The sequence below is a fragment of the Erwinia typographi genome, assembly GCF_000773975.1.
GTDB classification, from domain to species: Bacteria; Pseudomonadota; Gammaproteobacteria; order Enterobacterales; family Enterobacteriaceae; genus Erwinia; species Erwinia typographi.
On the sequence record NZ_JRUQ01000004.1, the window covers coordinates 1 to 17,248 of the forward strand.

The 17,248-nt window shown below is 55.9% G+C and carries 12 protein-coding genes; 2 read left to right on the forward strand and 10 right to left on the reverse strand.

What is annotated here, in order from left to right; all coding sequences use genetic code 11:
• Positions 1-321: 321 nt before the first annotated feature.
• From NG99_RS00245 to putP, 8 genes are all read right to left on the reverse strand, one after another.
• A complete protein-coding gene (locus tag NG99_RS00245; protein ID WP_232298136.1) occupies positions 322-807 on the reverse strand; it encodes a GNAT family N-acetyltransferase in 486 nt (161 codons plus the stop codon).
• A gap of 59 nt (positions 808-866) precedes the next feature.
• A complete protein-coding gene (locus NG99_RS00250) occupies positions 867-1,604 on the reverse strand; it encodes a metallophosphoesterase (protein ID WP_034887200.1) in 738 nt (245 codons plus the stop codon).
• Between the two features lie 112 nt (positions 1,605-1,716).
• On the reverse strand, positions 1,717-2,505 hold the full coding sequence (phoH, locus tag NG99_RS00255) for a phosphate starvation-inducible protein PhoH (RefSeq protein WP_034887203.1): 789 nt from the start codon (positions 2,503-2,505) through the stop codon (positions 1,717-1,719).
• A gap of 574 nt (positions 2,506-3,079) precedes the next feature.
• On the reverse strand, positions 3,080-4,366 hold the full coding sequence (gene efeB / locus NG99_RS00260) for an iron uptake transporter deferrochelatase/peroxidase subunit (protein WP_034887204.1): 1,287 nt from the start codon (positions 4,364-4,366) through the stop codon (positions 3,080-3,082).
• 6 nt (positions 4,367-4,372) lie between these two features.
• Positions 4,373-5,497, reverse strand: a complete 1,125-nt coding sequence (gene efeO, locus NG99_RS00265; protein ID WP_034887206.1) for an iron uptake system protein EfeO — start codon at positions 5,495-5,497, stop codon at positions 4,373-4,375.
• A gap of 53 nt (positions 5,498-5,550) precedes the next feature.
• Positions 5,551-6,384, reverse strand: a complete 834-nt coding sequence (gene efeU / locus NG99_RS00270) for an iron uptake transporter permease EfeU (RefSeq protein WP_034887208.1) — start codon at positions 6,382-6,384, stop codon at positions 5,551-5,553.
• A 163-nt stretch (positions 6,385-6,547) separates the two neighbouring features.
• Complete coding sequence (locus NG99_RS27375; protein ID WP_052130485.1) at positions 6,548-7,927, reverse strand: 2-carboxy-D-arabinitol-1-phosphatase; 1,380 nt, start codon at positions 7,925-7,927, stop codon at positions 6,548-6,550.
• Positions 7,928-8,106: 179 nt separating this feature from the next.
• A complete protein-coding gene (gene putP / locus NG99_RS00280; RefSeq protein WP_034887210.1) occupies positions 8,107-9,591 on the reverse strand; it encodes a sodium/proline symporter PutP in 1,485 nt (494 codons plus the stop codon).
• A 421-nt stretch (positions 9,592-10,012) separates the two neighbouring features.
• Between putP and putA the strand changes: the two genes are divergently transcribed.
• The gene (gene putA / locus NG99_RS00285; RefSeq protein ID WP_034887212.1) at positions 10,013-13,963 is read left to right on the forward strand and encodes a trifunctional transcriptional regulator/proline dehydrogenase/L-glutamate gamma-semialdehyde dehydrogenase; all 3,951 of its coding nucleotides are present in this window, start codon (positions 10,013-10,015) and stop codon (positions 13,961-13,963) included.
• A 46-nt stretch (positions 13,964-14,009) separates the two neighbouring features.
• Here the strand turns inward: putA and NG99_RS00290 are convergent, their stop codons facing one another.
• Positions 14,010-14,750, reverse strand: a complete 741-nt coding sequence (locus tag NG99_RS00290; RefSeq protein WP_034887214.1) for an SDR family oxidoreductase — start codon at positions 14,748-14,750, stop codon at positions 14,010-14,012.
• 100 nt (positions 14,751-14,850) lie between these two features.
• On the opposite strand from NG99_RS00290, the gene NG99_RS00295 reads away from it, so the two are divergent.
• Positions 14,851-15,765: an AraC family transcriptional regulator gene (locus NG99_RS00295; protein WP_034887215.1), complete on the forward strand. Its 915-nt coding sequence runs from the start codon at positions 14,851-14,853 to the stop codon at positions 15,763-15,765.
• 40 nt (positions 15,766-15,805) lie between these two features.
• Here the strand turns inward: NG99_RS00295 and NG99_RS00300 are convergent, their stop codons facing one another.
• The gene (locus tag NG99_RS00300) at positions 15,806-16,885 is read right to left on the reverse strand and encodes an acyltransferase family protein (RefSeq protein ID WP_034887217.1); all 1,080 of its coding nucleotides are present in this window, start codon (positions 16,883-16,885) and stop codon (positions 15,806-15,808) included.
• Positions 16,886-17,248: the final 363 nt, after the last annotated feature.

A 17,248-nucleotide genomic window follows, 5' to 3' on the forward strand; every position in this document is an offset into this window, starting at 1 on the left:
CGGTTGGACAGGTCGGACGCCCTGCGGACGAACTGCCCGAAGGGCGAGCAAAGCGAGTCAATCCCCCCCTCACCGCCATATTTGAAGAGAAAGTCTGAGCTTACGTTCAGACTTTTTTTTGCATATTGCTCCGTAGAGGGTGGGTGAGAAACCCCGACGGGGGTCGACAACCGGCTTCAGACGGTTGGACAGGTCGGACGCCCTGCGGACGAACTGCCCGAAGGGCGAGCAAAGCGAGTCAATCCCCCCCTCACCGCCATATTTGAAGAGAAAGTCTGAGCAACCGTTCAGACTTTTTTTTTGCATAAATTTCAGGTCGGACTATGAAATGGCATTGAGCGATTTACGCATGAAGACACTCAGCGGGTCTTTTGCATAGGGAGGAAACGCCTCGCATGTCTTATAGCCGCATTTAAGGTACAGGCTAATCGCGGGTTCCTGATGAATACCGGTTTCCAAACACAGCAGATGACAGGCGGAATCCACTGCATATTCCTCAAGATAAGCAATGATCTTCTCACCCAGTTTTCTACCCCGATACCCGGGACGAATATAGACTCTCTTGATTTCTCCGATGCCAGCGCCCTGTAAAACAACAGCACCACACCCGATTGCCATCCCCTTGCTGTCACGCATAATAACGCAGCAGATCTGCTCATCCTTTACTGCAGAAAGATCAAGACAATGGTTGCTCTCTGCAGGGTACAGTCCACTTTGAAAAGTATCGAGCTCGCTGACTAATGTCATTAATTCAGCAGAGTCCGTCCCGACTTCCGTAATAGAGAACGTCATTTGTTCATTTAGCATTTATCTGTTACCTCAGAATGCACCGCATCCCACTTTAAACATATTTATCAGGTTATGCGCTAAACCGAAACGTGGTAACTGGTCATCGCGTTATCCACATATCTGTGGATCATCAGCGCCGGCGGATCGTTGACCAACGGAACATTCTCCGTACCAAACCACAGCGGATTTGCCGGACAGATTGAACCGCAGATATAAGCAGGTATCCCTGCAAAGACGCCTGCCACCGGTCGGTGAACGTGTCCAGAGGCTATCGCAGCAGGCTTGCCAGGCAAGCGATTCAGAAGGTCTGCCAGTTCAGTCGCACCTTCACACAGCGTGCTGTCCAGCGTGGGAATACCGGATTCGAAGACATGATGATGCAGAAAGAGAAGCGACGGGTACGCTGGTTTACGCAAAAGCTGTTTTTCCAGCCATTCAAGGTGCCTGACCACGCACCCTGAGGCAGTGCCCTCTACCGTTGAGTCCAGGCCTATCAGGCGCAAATCTCCAGACTCATGAACAAAATGCAAAGACTCATCCGGAGCATCATCTGCCCACGCGTATTCTTTCCATGCCGACCTCATCATGTGGCGGTCATCAGAGTTACCCGGCAGGATCAATGACGGCCATTTTTTTTGGCTGAGACGATCTGAAATCTGCTGATAGCCGTCATACCACTGGTCATCAATAAGATCGCCGCTCAGCACCAGAACATCCGGCTTTATCTGCTCAAGCCATTCAAGAGCCCGGTCAAACCGGAGCAGGTTGTCATTATGGTGGGAAGCGTGAATATCCGATACCTGTGCGATCAGCATTTTTTACCTCTCTCCGCCTTTTTAAAACAGAAAGCCTGAAGACCCCATACAGACTTTTTTTGCATAAAAAAAGCCCGGACTTTCATCCGGGCTCCATTCAGCGCTCGGGCGATTAGCCGTAAGCAAGAAGCGTACGCTGGCAAAGCTGCGAACGGACGCAGTCCTCTTTACCGAAACGCACCACGCTGACCATATCATCATCCTCAAAGCGAGACAGCGCGTCGCTGAGGCCAGAAGTGACGTGTGACGGCAGGTCGCACTGGGTGATATCGCCGTTAACAATCACGGTGACGTTTTCCCCAAGGCGGGTCAGGAACATCTTCATCTGGGCGGCGGTGACGTTTTGTGCCTCATCAAGGATCACCACGGCATTTTCAAACGTACGTCCACGCATATAGGCGAAGGGAGCAATCTCCACTTTGCCGATTTCGGGACGCAGACAGTACTGCATAAAGGAAGAACCGAGACGTTTAACCAGAACGTCATACACTGGCCGGAAGTACGGGGCGAATTTTTCTGAGATATCTCCAGGGAGGAATCCCAGGTCCTCATCCGCCTGTAGCACCGGACGTGTCACAATAATCCTGTCAATATCCTTATTAATCAGGGCCTCAGCCGCTTTCGCCGCGCTGATCCAGGTTTTACCGCAGCCGGCTTCGCCCGTGGCGAAGATCAGCTGTTTGCTTTCTATGGCTTTGAGATAGTGCGCCTGAGCTTCATTTCTGGCTTCAATGGGTGAGTGGTCGCGACTGTCGCGAGCCATGCCAATTGAGTCCAGCCCACCCATCTGCACCAGCGAGGTGACCGATTCTTCTTCACGCTGACGGTGACTGCGTGAATCGCTACGAAGCACACGTTTTGCTTCACGACGAGCTTTGATCACTGCTTTCTGTCTTCCCATAGTGGCACCTTACAGTTGGTTTCATTTCCCGCATCTTAATTATCGACGCGATTACGTGAACGCTTTAGAGGTTTCGGTGGCTTCCTTTTAAGCCTTGTCTGGCCATTGTGTTAGCGCATAGCTTTGCCAAAGCGCAGCCGTGCACCGGTTGGAGAATGTAAAATTAAGGACGGTTGAAAATAAAACAGAAGAGAAATTTGTTGGGGAAGTATCGCCCTCGCATGAAGCAGCGAAACCTTTTTTGTTGTGTACCTGTCCGTTTAAGGACTTTACCATTCGCGATCTCCGTTGTGAACCTGACAACACTTCTGACTACCGCTGTTAATAAGGTGCAACAGATCTCCAGCTGAATGCAACATCTATTTTACGTGATGCGTAACAATTTACCCGCAATAGCGATAAAGTGGATATCGGGAAATAAAATAAACTAACAAATACAGTTTGTTGAGAATTCTTCGATCCTTTATCTGAAACAGATAAAGCGTTTAGCAGCAGGAAAAAAAGCGTACGGCAGGATATTTGATTAAAAAATAACCTCCCCTTCGGGCTGAAGCAGGAGGTTATCGGTAAACTATCAGGCTTCGAGCAAAGACTGGCCGAGATAATGGTGCTCATCGCTGACGCCGGGTAACACGAAGAAATAGCCTCCGCCAATCGGCTTGATATATTCCTCCAGCGCCTCGCCATTTAGTCTTTTTTGCACGCTAAGAAAACCCTTTTCTAAATCATGCTGATAACAAACGAACAGCAGCCCCATTTCCAACTGACCCGCATTCGACACGCCCAGTGAATAGCTGTAGCCACGGCGCAGCATTAAATTACTCTGCGTCTCCGGCGTTCTGGGGTTGGCGAGGCGGATATGCGCATCCAGCGGCGTGACGTTGCCATCCGGATCGTGGATATAGTCAGGCACGTCATGCTCATGCTCCATGCCCAGTGGCGCTCCACTGTGCTTCACGCGACCAAAAATCGTCTGTTGCTCCTGGAGCGGCGTTCGGTCCCAGAACTCAACGTGAAACTGGATAATCCTTGCAGCCTGATAGCTCCCGCCTACGGTCCAGGCGGGTTCGCCCTGCCCTGCGCTCACCCACAGAATCGAATCCATCAGCTTCAGATCGGCGGTATCCGGGTTCGCCGTACCGTCCTTAAAGCCCAGCAGGTTTATCGGCGTCTCTTTACCTTTGCTGCGCGCGGCATGATCGGAAATAAAGCCCTCCCGACGCCAGCGTACGCTGAGCAGATCCGGCGAGTGCTTGATAATATCGCGCAGCGCGTGGATTACCGTGTCGTTAGTGTTAGCGCAGATTTGCAGCAGCAGATCGCCATGGCACAGGCTGGCATCCAGCGCATCGTTAGGAAAACGCGTCATTGCCTGAAGCTTCAACGGCCTGTGGGCCTGTAGCCCGTAGCGATCGTCAAACAGCGAATGGCCGACCGAAACGGTAATGGTCAGGTTATCCGGGTAGATGTCGTCCCCCAAAATACCGGAGTCCATCGGCGGCAGACGAGGATTAGCGACCGGCGGGGCTTTACCGCCTCGGGTCAGGAAAGCGATTCTGTCATTGAGCAGGCGGAACAGACGCTCCAGATCCGTTTTATCGGTTGCCAGCACGTCAAAGGCCACAATCATCATCGCCGCCTGCTGCGGTGTGATAATGCCCGCCTGGTGCGGGCCGTAAAACGGCTGGGCTTCCTGCCGGGCAGAGGGAGATAACACGCCCGGCGAGAAGGATTTCGCATCCGCTGCCGCATGAACCGGGCAGCCGCCACCAACGGCAAGGGCACCGCTAAGGATGCCCATGCCTTTTAATAAACGACGACGCGACGGCTCCGCCGCGTCATCAACAGGTTGCCTTGCCATCTTGGGTTAGTCCAGTCCAAGCGTTCCGCGCAGTTTAGAAAGGTCTTCGGCCAGGGTGGTGATCGGGCCCTTCATTGCGTTACGGTCGGCGTCAGTCAGTTTGTCGTAAGATTCGTAGCCGTCTTTGGTGCGGTACTTAGCCAAAATAGTATCGACTTTCTTAAAGTTAGCGTCGATTTTCGCCAGCAGAGCCGCATCGTCTTTTTGCAGCATCGGACGCAGCAGGTTAACAATTTTCTGCGCGCCGTCAACGTTGGCCTGGAAATCCCACAGATCGGTACGGCTGTAGCGATCTTCCTCACCGGAGATTTTGCTGGAGGCCACTTCTTCAATCAGCCCTGCCGCACCGCCCACCACTTTGCTCGGCGGGAAGGCCAGTTCGTCGATGCGTTTTTGCAGATCGAGCACGTCAGTGTTCAGCTGAGTAGCGAAGCTTTCCATGCCTTTGGTGCTCTTATCGCCCCACAGCGCCTTCTCAATACGGTGGAAGCCGGTGAACTTAGGATCCTCGGCTTTCTTCTCATAGTCATCTTCGCGGGCATCAATGCTGCCGTCCAGGTCGGAGAACAGTTCAGCGATTGGCTCAATACGCTCGTAATGACGGCGGGTTGGCGCATACAGCGCTTTTGCCTTCTCGAGATCGCCCGCTTTCACCGCGTCGGTGAAGGCTTTGGTGCCGACAACCAGATCGGCCACTTCTTTGGTGACGTAAGCTTTGTATTCAGCAATGGGTCCAACCAGCTGCATCACGTCCTGCTTGCCGTCAGAGGCAGTGTTAGTGCCCTTGACGATCAATTTGCCTTTCGGATTGCTCAACAGGCCGCAGGTCAGGTCGTACTCTCCCGCTTCCAGGTTGGCGGTCAGCTTCTGGGTAAAGCCTGGCGCGATGTTTTCACGCTCTTCCACCACCATCACCCCCTTCAGGATTTCCCACTCCAGCCCTTTCTGGCTGTTGTTCTGAATCACGAACTGGGTTTTGCCCGCATTGACGGTCACCGTCATCGGATCGCACTGCTTGTCGTTGACGGTAATTTTCACCTGAGGAATATCAGCCGCCATAGCCGCGGCAGAACCTGTCAGCAAAGTAACGAGTGCGGCACTCAGCGCGTGCCGGCGGAAACGAAGAGTCATAGTAGATCCCTGTAAAAAGTTGACGCGCCTGCAAAACAGGCGCGGACAAAGGCTTAGCGCGTAGTACGCACTGCAGCAGCCTGAGGACGCACTGGCATAAAGAACAGCAGCAGTGCGGGAACTAAATAGATAAACCAGACCGCCACTTCACTGACGCTTGGCGCTTCCTGATAGCCCAGCATCCCTTCGAGCAGCGTACCCACCAGCGTGCTGGTGGAAAGCGTGTTGCTGAGGTCAAAAGCGATCGACTGAAAATGGTTCCACAACCCGGCTTCGTGGAAGGCGCGGATAGCCCCGGCAGCCAGGCCAGCGGCAACAAACAGGATGAACAGGCTGGTCCATTTGAAGAAAGAGGCCAGGTTCAGCCGTACGCCGCCCCAGTAAATCAACATCCCGAGGATTATGGCTGTCGCTAAACCGAGCATAGCGCCAAGCGGTGGCCCGATGCCGACATCCTGCTGAAACGCCGCCAGCAGGAAGAACACGGATTCCAGCCCTTCACGCGCAACCGCCAGGAACACCATCATAATCAGCGCCCAGCCGCTGCTTTTGCCCTTCTGCAACGCGTTATCGACCGCGTCTTCCAGCTGTGCCTTGACGTTGCGGGACACTTTACGCATCCAGAAGACCATATAGGTAAGAATGCAGACGGCAATCACCGCCACGATCCCTTCAAACAGCTCCTGCTCTTTCTGCGGGAACTCGCCGGTGGTTTCGTTGATGAAATAGCCCACGCCCAGGCACAACGCGGCAGCCACGACCACGCCTACCCACATAGCGCCAAACCATTCGCTGCGCTGAGTCCGCTTCAGGTAGCTGGCAATCAGGCTGACGATCAGCGCGGCTTCCAACCCTTCGCGTAACATAATGAGAAACGGGACAAACATGCCAACACCCTCGAGTGTGAAAGAAATTCAATTCGGGTAAAGAAACGTAAATCTAAACGATACCGATTATCATTATCGCAGATAAAAAAACAAGTGGCTGACCGGGTATTTTCACACTTTGCGAGCAGGGACGCGCTGACGCCCCTGTGGGAATGAGGCGGATTTACTCTTCGCCAGAAAAGTTTTTGCTGCCGATCAGGCTAAACCCGTCGTTTTTATAGGCCAGGGTCACTATGCTGGCCCCCTTCTCAGGCGTCAGCGTGACGCCAGCAAGGCGCTTGTTCAGGAAAGCGTTCAGGATCAGCGGATGCGTGAATACGGCAACCCGCCCTTTACTGTATTCATACTGCCAGCCTATATCATTCAGCAGCGCCTCAAGACGAGCGGCCGCCACGTTGCCATCCTCGCCAACATCCTGCGCGATGAATTTAAGTGTGTTATCAGCCGAGAATAACGCGTCCGCCATGGCTGGTTCGGCGGCTTTAAAAGTGGCTTTTTTTTCAGCCTCCCAGCGGCCGAGGAATATTTCATTGGCGCGTTTATCTTCCGTCACCGGCAACCTATGCTCGCCCAGAACCGACTGAGCCGTGGCGAGACTCCTGCCCAGTTCGCTGCGCCAGGCGGCCAGGAAATGACTGTCTTTAAGGCTTTCCGCCATTTGCTGACTGGCTCGCCTGCCTTGCCGGGTTAAATCAGAATCCGTTGTTCCTTCCACTACCCCAATCTGGTTTAGCTGGGTAAGCGGATTGACGATCAGCGTGATTTCCAGCGGCGGCAAAGCTTTTTCTCTGACAAAGCCGCGCTTCAGGTAGTCGGTATTATTAAAATCCAGCAGCCTGAAGCGCCCGTTCTTCAGCTCCAGTACCGATACGCTGGTGTTAGATAACCCGGAAAGCGGCTGGTCAGGACGATATTTTTGCAAATAAAAAGCCATGGAAGAGTGAGCGGCAACCAGCAGATTGCCGCTCTGCCCTTGATGGCGCTCAGCAATCCGCCGTAAAGCCTGTTCAAAGCGCTGGGAAAATGCCGCCATGTTTTCGGCTTTAACCGGGGAGATGAACTCAGGCTGGTCGAAGCGACCAAAATAGAAGGGAAAATCGTTGCCCGAGTGGCCGAATTTACTGGTGAGATCCCCGACACGGCCGCCTTCAGCCTCTCCCCACGAGATATCCTTGAGATCTTCGATCTTAACAACCGGCAGATCTCTTCCACGTAATACCCGGCTTGCCGTTTCGTACGCTCTGCCGAGCGTGCTGCTGTAACCGCCGATAAAATCGATTTCCGCCAGTCCCAGCCCAAGGCTGTTCGCATCATAGCGGCCCTTCGGCGTCAGCTGGGCATTTCCTCCGCCGCCAATCGTCATTTCTTTAATGTTTGACCAGGTCTGACCATGCCTGACCAGATAGAAATGCAGGACGGCATCCTGCCGATCTGCCGGCGGCGCGCTGAGCTGAACGGCTTCTTTTGCCGGGGTGAGAAAGGGAAAACTGAGGCAGAAAGTCAGCGCCAGCAGGCTGAGGGTAGAGAAAGTGATGGGTCTCATTAACAACTCCTTTGTTATGTGGTTTCACCACAGGAGTATAAAAAAGACGGATATCAGAACCTTTTCAGGCGCGTCAGTGGACAGCAGAGCATGGCAGAATTTTCATTATCGCCCCGGACGATATCTCAAACCGCTAAATGGCTGACCGGACGGCAGTCTGTCGCCCGGTCAGCCGTCGTTTAGTTCGCGTTATATTCCCGCTCAGCGGCGCTGAACCGCTGCTGAGCGGCGGCTGAAGGCTCGCGTCCCAGCAGGCTGACCACCACAATCGCCACGCTGGCAAACAGGAAGCCAGGGATGATTTCGTACAGCCCCAGCCAGGCGTACTGTTTCCACACCAGCACCGTTGCCGCCCCGACGATCATCCCCACCAGCGCGCCGTTACGGGTCATGCGCTTCCAGATCAGGGAGAACAGCACTACCGGACCGAAAGCCGCGCCAAAGCCGGCCCAGGCGTAGCTTACCAGACCCAGCACCCGGTTATCCGGGTTAGCGGCCAGGGCAATGGCGATCGCCGCCACCAGCAGCACCATCAGGCGTCCTACCCACACCAGTTCACGCTGCGTCGCCTTCTTGCGCAGGAAGTTTTTATACAAATCTTCGGTCAGGGCGCTGGAGCATACCAGCAGCTGGCAGCTCAGCGTGGACATCACCGCCGCCAGGATGGCGGAGAGCAGAATCCCGGCAATCCACGGGTTGAACAGAATCCGCGCCAGCTCAATAAAGATGCGTTCGCTGTTTTCCGATACCCCGGTCGCCTGCTCAGGATTGTTTTCAAAGTAAGCAATTCCGAAGAAGCCAACGGCAACCGCACCGGCCAGGCAAAGAATCATCCAGATCATGCCAATGCGTCGCGCGCTGCGGATTGAGCGGTGGGAGTCGGCCGCCATAAAACGCGCCAGGATGTGCGGCTGGCCAAAATAGCCCAGCCCCCAGCCCAGCAGCGAGATAACGGCGACAAAGTTGAGATTTTTCAACATATCGATATTTTCGAGGCTTTTCGCCTGAATAACCTGTAGCGAATCGCTCAGGCCGCCGACGGAGAGGATCACTACCACCGGCGTCAGGATCAGCGCGAAGAACATCAGACTTGCCTGCACGGTGTCCGTCCAGCTTACCGCCAGGAACCCGCCGACAAAGGTATAGACAATGGTTGCCGCAGCACCGGCCCACAGGGCGGTTTCATAGCTCATGCCGAAGGTGATTTCGAACAGGCGCGCGCCCGCCACGATGCCGGAAGCGCAATAAATAGTGAAGAACACCAGGATGATCAGCGCGGAGATGACCCGCAGTATTTTGCTGGTATCTTCAAAGCGGCTGGAGAAAAAGTCGGGCAGCGTCAACGCGTTGTCATGATGTTCGGTCTGCACGCGCAGACGCCCGGCAACAATTTTCCAGTTGAGCCAGGCACCAATCGTCAGGCCAATCGCAATCCAGCTTTCTGAAATACCGGAGAGGAAAATGGCCCCCGGCAGCCCCATCAGCAGCCAGCCGCTCATATCAGAAGCTCCCGCCGATAGCGCGGTCACCACGCTTCCCAGACTACGTCCGCCCAGAATATAGTCGTCAAAGTTTTTTGTAGACCGGTATGCAATAAAACCAATCAGCACCATGCCGAGGATATACACGCAAAAAGTCACCATCATTGGTGTGCTTATTGTCATTAAGATTCTCCACTTATTATTGTAAATGCGCCGCCGCCGGGTCTGTCTGGGTAACGCCGCTGGAACGTCGCGGCGACACCTCCCTGGCTCAGCGCGGGGTATCCTGCCGTAAACCGCTCTGGGGCACAAACGGTTTAACACAGTAGTTACACCAATTTCACCCTTCGTCACATCTCAGGCGTTAACAGGTTGCACTTGATCACAGTTTGTTCGGTTGCACCCTGACAAAAAACCTTACAAAGCCAGGAGTTATAAGCCATATCAACTCTGGCCGGATTTTTGCAGCAATATCCGTGCCGCTATTTAATAGCCGGTTTCAAACTCTGCAAACGAGGTCACATTTAACAAGGTTGCACTAAGTTGCAACTTAAGTGATATTGCTTGCCACTCTCGTTATCCCTCTTTTAAGGAGTTTTCAGGCATGGGCACTACCACTATGGGCGTCAAGCTGGATGAAGCTACGCGCGAGCGTATTAAGCTGGCGGCCGGGCAGATTGACCGCACTCCACACTGGCTGATCAAGCAGGCGATTTTTAACTACCTTGAACAGTTGGAAAACGGCCATGCCCTGCCTGAAATGCCCTCTCCGGCGCAGGTGCTGGACAATGAAGAGGCCCCGGCAGAAGAGCCGCGTCAGCCGTTCTTACAGTTTGCCGAGCACATTCTGCCGCAGTCGGTGACCCGCGCGGCAATCACCTCTGCATGGCGTCGCCCGGAGACGGAATCCGTGCCGATGCTGCTTGAACAGGCTCGCCTGCCGGCGGCGCTCGCTCAGCAGACCTATAGCCTGGCTCATCAGTTGGCGGAGAAGCTTCGGCACCAGAAAGGGGCAAGCGGGCGTGCCGGAATGGTGCAGGGCCTGCTGCAGGAGTTCTCCCTCTCCTCTCAGGAAGGCGTGGCGCTGATGTGCCTGGCTGAGGCGCTGCTGCGCATTCCTGATAAGCCGACCCGCGATGCGTTAATTCGCGACAAAATCAGCAACGGTAACTGGCATTCGCACCTTGGCCGCAGCCCTTCCCTGTTCGTTAACGCCGCCACCTGGGGACTGTTGTTTACCGGCCGCCTGGTCTCCACGCATAATGAAGCCAACCTCTCCCGCTCGCTGAACCGCATTATTGGTAAAAGCGGCGAGCCGCTGATCCGCAAGGGTGTGGACATGGCGATGCGCCTGATGGGCGAGCAGTTCGTGACCGGAGAAACCATCGCCGAAGCGCTGGCCAATGCCCGTAAGCTGGAAGAAAAAGGCTTCCGCTACTCTTACGATATGCTCGGCGAAGCCGCGCTGACCGCGCAGGATGCCAAAGCCTATCTGCTCTCTTATCAGCAGGCTATCCAGGCTATTGGTAAAGCGTCAAACGGGCGCGGCATCTATGAAGGCCCCGGCATTTCCATCAAGCTCTCTGCCCTGCATCCCCGCTACAGCCGCTCCCAGTACGAGCGCGTGATGAGCGAGCTGTACCCGATTCTGAAGTCGCTGACGCTGCTGGCCCGCTCTTACGACATCGGCATTAATATTGATGCGGAAGAGGCCGACCGCCTGGAGCTGTCGCTGGATCTGCTGGAGAAACTCTGCTTTGAGCCGGAGCTGGAGGGCTGGAACGGCATTGGCTTTGTGATCCAGGCCTACCAGAAGCGCTGCCCGTTTGTGATTGACGCGCTGATTGATCTGGCCCAGCGCAGCCGTCGCCGCCTGATGATCCGTCTGGTGAAGGGAGCCTACTGGGACAGCGAGATCAAGCGTGCCCAGGTTGATGGCCTGGAGGGTTATCCCGTCTATACCCGCAAGGTCTATACCGATATCTCTTATCTGGCCTGCGCCCGCAAGCTGCTGGCGGTGCCGAACCTGATTTATCCGCAGTTCGCCACCCATAACGCGCACACGCTGGCGGCTATTTATCAGCTGGCTGGCAACAACTATTATCCCGGTCAGTATGAGTTCCAGTGCCTGCACGGAATGGGTGAACCGCTATACGAACAGGTGGTAGGCAAAGTGGCGGACGGCAAGTTGAATCGTCCGTGCCGCATTTATGCGCCGGTCGGCACGCATGAAACCCTGCTGGCCTATCTCGTACGCCGCCTGCTGGAAAATGGCGCTAATACCTCTTTCGTCAACCGTATTGCGGACAACACCCTGGCGATAGAGGATCTGGTGGCCGATCCGGTTGAAGAAGTGGAAAAAATGGCCCGTACCGAAGGCGCAGTCGGTTTACCTCACCCCAAAATTCCCCTGCCGCGCGAGCTGTATGGCGCTAAGCGTCAGAACTCCGCCGGGCTTGATCTTGCCAATGAGCACCGCCTGGCTTCACTCTCCAGCGCGCTGCTGAACAGCGCCATCCAGCCCTGGCAGGCAGGCCCGCTAATTGCGGGAGAGCTGGAAACGGGCGAGTCTCTGCCGGTGATCAACCCGGCGGAGCCAACCGATATTGTCGGCTACGTCCGCCACGCCAGCGAGGCCGAGGTCAGTTCTGCGCTGGACGCCGCCGTCAGCGCGGGCCCAATCTGGTTCGCCACCCCACCGGAAGAGCGCGCAGCCATCCTGGAACGCGCGGCGGTCCTGATGGAAGGCCAGATGCAGCGCCTTTTGGGCGTGCTGGTACGTGAAGCGGGTAAAACATTCAGCAACGCCATTGCCGAAGTGCGAGAGGCTGTCGACTTCCTGCATTATTACGCGGGCCAGGTGCGCGACGATTTTGATAATGAAACGCATCGCCCTCTTGGCCCGCTGGTTTGCATCAGCCCGTGGAACTTCCCGCTGGCTATTTTTACCGGGCAGATTGCCGCCGCGCTTGCCGCTGGCAACAGTGTGCTGGCTAAGCCAGCCGAACAAACGCCGCTGGTGGCGGCCGAAGCCGTGGCGTTACTGCATGAAGCGGGCGTACCGACCGGCGCACTGCAACTGCTTCCCGGACTGGGGGAAACGGTAGGCGCTCAGCTCACCGGCGACCCGCGCGTTCGCGGCGTGCTGTTTACCGGGTCGACCGCCGTCGCCACGTTGTTACAACGTAACCTTGCCGGACGTCTCGATCCGCAGGGCCGTCCGACGCCGCTGATTGCCGAAACCGGCGGCATGAATGCGATGATCGTCGACTCCTCCGCGCTGACCGAACAGGTGGTCATTGATATCGTCGCCTCCGCTTTCGACAGCGCCGGACAGCGATGTTCCGCACTGCGTCTGCTCTGCGTGCAGGAAGACGTGGCCGATCACACGCTAAAAATGCTGCGCGGCGCGATGGCTGAGTGCCGGATGGGCAACCCGGAACGCCTCTCTACCGATATTGGCCCGGTCATTGACGCGGAAGCTAAAGAGAACATCGCGCGCCATATTCAGGCGATGCGCAGCAAGGGGATGGCCGTTTACCAGGCGGCCAACGTCTGCCGGGAAGACAGCAAAGAGTGGCAGAGCGGCACCTTTATTCAGCCGACGCTGATTGAGTTGGGCAGCGTTAGCGACCTTGATAAAGAAGTGTTTGGCCCGGTGCTGCATGTGGTGCGCTATTCACGCAGCGAGCTGCCGCAGCTGATTGAACAGATTAATGCCTCCGGTTATGGTCTGACGCTGGGCGTACACACCCGAATTGATGAGACCATCCATCAGGTAACCAGTCACGCGCACGTCGGTAACCTCTACGTCAACCGTAATATGGTGGGAGCCGTAGTTGGCGTTCAGCCGTTCGGGGGAGAAGGTCTTTCCGGTACGGGACCGAAAGCGGGCGGCCCGCTCTATCTCTATCGCCTGCTCTCACACCGTCCAGACGACGCGCTGCGTATCACGCTGGATCGCCAGGATGGCGACCACCCGGTGGATGCCGCTCTGCGTGCTGGTCTGCTGGCAGCCCATCAGGCGCTGACGTCATGGGCGAAAGAGAAGCCGGAGCTGGCGGCGTGCTGCACCCGCTTCGCTGAACTGAGCCAGGGCGGTACCGTGCGCCTGCTGCCCGGACCAACGGGCGAACGCAACACCTATGCTCTGCTGCCGCGAGCGCGCGTGCTGTGTCTGGCGGATAACGAGGACGATTCGCTGGTTCAGCTGGCGGCGGCAACGGCCGTCGGCAGCCGGGTGACGTGGAGTGATGATGAGCTGCACCGTAGGCTGCTGAAATCGCTGCCTGCTGAGGTACAGCAGCAAATCGACCTCAGCGCTCAGCCGCTTGCTGCTGGGGCAGAATTTGATGCGGTGATCTACCACGGTGACGCCGATCAGCTGCGCGCGGTGTGCGAAACGGTGGCCTCACGCGAGGGAGCGATTGTGTCCGTACAGGGTTTTGCCCGTGGCGAAACGAACCTGCTGCTGGAGCGCCTGCTAATCGAGCGTTCACTCAGCGTAAATACCGCCGCCGCGGGGGGGAATGCCAGCCTGATGACCATTGGCTGATCTTCACTACGGAAAAACAGGGCGAACGGATTCGCCCTGCGTCTGGTTACTGAGCCGCCATTTTAACCGCATCCGCGCCGGCAGGCGTCCGCATCGGCGCATCAGGGTTGTTCACCACCTCCCACACCGCTTCGGCAACTTCCTCAGCCTGAGTCAGCTCGCCGTCGCTGGTCATGCCCGCAAAGCAGCGCTGTACGAACGCTTCGTAAGCCGCCGGAGTGGCCCCGCCCATCAACGCTCTCGCATTATCGCCAAAGCGGGTATCCGGCGCCCTGCCAGGCAGGACAAGGCACGCGCGCACGTTGAACTGTTGCAGCTCCAGCGCCAGCGATGTGGTAAAAGCTTCGACGGCGGCTTTGCTGGCGCTGTAAACCGAGAGCAGAGGCAACGGACGCCAGGTGACCATTGAGGTGACGTTAACGATCGTCCCGGCATTGCGCTCTCTGAATTGGGGAATGACGGCCTGGGTCACGGCGAAGGTGCCGAGCGTGTTGGTTTCGAACAGCTGGCGGGCCGACTCCATAGAGGTTCCCTCTAACGGCGCCAACAGCCCAACGCCAGCATTATTGACCAGCACATCAATCGGGCCAGCGGCGTCCAGACACGCCCGGATACTTTGCGAGCTGGTGACGTCAAGCGGCAATAGCGTCAGATTTGCCGATTTGGGCAGAACAGTCTGGTCGGGATGACGCATCGTGGCAATAACCCGCCAGTCACGCTGTAAAAAAACTCGGGCAATCTCGAGGCCAAAGCCAGATGAACAGCCGGTAATCAGAATGGTTTTCATGGCAAATTCCTTCAGGTGTTGAGCAGAAGAGAAACAATAGGCGCTCGCCGATGGACTTGCTAGAATCATAAGTCCGTTATTTATTCGCAGGAGTCCAGATATGATCGATCCGCTCGCAGAAATGGTTACCCTGCTTCAGCCCGGCGCACCGTTCTCGAAAGTGGTCAACGGCGCGGGACGCTGGCGCGTGCGGCGCAGCGATACCGGGCAGCCCTTTTACTGCCTGCTGCTGGAAGGCACCTGTCGGCTGAGCGTTGATGGCCTGGAGCCGGTGATCCTCCAGCAGGGAGATTTTGTGCTGATCCCGGCCGCCTTTGGTTTCGCCACCTCCAGCCTGGACGCGACGCCAGAGGATGACGTGGTTTCCTCACCGGTAAGGCTAAGCAACGGCGAATACGGCGTGGGCGATCGGCATCAGCCGGTCAATGTGGTCATGCTGGTTGGGCACTGCGTTTTTGGCTCGCCTGATGCCGCGCTGCTGGTTTCACTGCTGCCGCAGCTGGTACTGGTCAGCGGACAAAAACGCCTTTCCACGCTGGTGCAGCTAATCAGCGATGAGTCACGCGCCACACGTCCGGCGCGCGAGGTGATCCTGGAGCGCCTGCTGGAGGTGCTGCTGATTGAAGCGCTTCGCTCTACCTCAGGCACTTCCGCCTCGCCAGGTCTGGTGAGAGGAATTGCCGACGAGCGTCTGGCCGCCGCCCTGCGCAAGATGCACGAGCACCCTACCCGCAACTGGACGGTTGCGCAGCTGGCGAAGGAGGCGTCGCTCTCCCGCTCGACGTTTTTCGAGCGGTTCAGGGAGGCGGTTGGCATAGCGCCGATGGCCTATCTGCTTGCCTGGCGCATGGCGCTGGCTAAAAATCTGTTGAGCAGGCAGCAGGCCATTGCGCAGGTGGCAGAACGGGTTGGCTACAGCTCCGCCAGCGCATTCAGCGTCGCCTTTACGCGCTACGCTGGCGTATCGCCAGGGGCGTGGGTTCGTGAGGAAGGAACGGTGAAAACGGCACCGTAGCGCTACGCTGCCGCTCAGTGATGCACGATCTGGCGCAGAATCAGCCCTGAAGGTTGAGCTTCATACGCAGCAGCTTAGGGTAAATAAACAGATTCTTGCCCACGCCCCGGTTGAGCAGCGTCCAGACCGCTACCGAGCAGCCCGCGCAAACGGCCACCATCGCAATCGGGAAGCCAACGGCCCACAGCAGTGAGAAGGCTTTGCTGGCAAACAGGTGGTGGCTGACGGCAAACAGAATCGCCGACATGCCGAAGAACTCAATAAAGATGCGGTGCAGTACGTAAATTTGCAGCGTATTTTTACCGATCCAGTTTAGCCAGCGCATACTGAACGCGTTATTAAGCGAGCGGCAAGCCGCGATACAGAACAGGATCGCGATAATGCACAGGAACAGACTGTGCGGCAGCCCAATGATCATATGTAAGCCCGCCAGAACGCCGAGCGCTGCCCACGGAAGGACATTGCTTCGATGCCACTCGCTCCAGCGCATCATCGTGCTGCTGTAGAAGGCGCCAAACAGGAAGAAAATAAAATATTGCGACAGGCTCTCGGGTCCCCAGCCGGGTATTATCTTACTAATTGCCGCATAGTTCAGCGCCACCGCGACCAGCATCATCAGCTTTTGTTGCTGGCGGAACAGTTTGGCAAAAACAAAGAACAGGCCCAGCGCATACAGATACCAGGAGGAGCTCATCGCCAGAAACATCAGCTTGATAAATTCCCACGGCGTGGCGGCCCAGGCCGCATTGACGTTATCCGAGAGGTGATCGCCCATAATTTCGCCCGAGACGCCGTTGATCATCAGCCACTGAATCAGTCCCCATAAAAAATAGAGATAGAACAGGTTGGTCACACGGCTGGTGAAGACCTGTTTCCATGGCCGATTAACGATGGCATTGGCCGCCAGCAGACCGGAAACAAAGAAGAACGCGGGCATTCTTAGCGGAGAGAGATAATCATTGAAGGCGACCCATAATCTCGCCGGGACGGCTCCCGCAGTCAAATGCGTGGTCATCTCAGCATAGCCAGGCAGCACCACATGATATAAAACCACCAGCAAAATACAGGCGCCTTTCAGGCTGTTCACCCAGGCAATTTCTTTTCTGTCTGTCGTAGTCACGTTATTACTCCAGCTGTGTTCGTCATATTTTTATAAAAGCGTGGCAGCAAAACTTTCTGTTGCCGTGCATTATTTTATTATTATCCGCTACAGGGAAACGCAATAATTGAAATTCATCAGGGCCATTTATTCCTGAGCCTGACCAGGATCGTCGGTTATTACTGACCGTATTAAAACCGGCAAAAATATTAATGAATTATTTACTTTTACCGCAGAGAAGGCCATGAGGTTACTCCTAATTGGCCGGGTGACGCCGGGTATTATCAGTGTAATAAAAATAGTCAGAAAGGTTTTCTGGCGTTATTGGTAAGCCGTGACGGGAAATAATTAAGATTAACCTTAGCGGTATTCAGTCAGATGTGG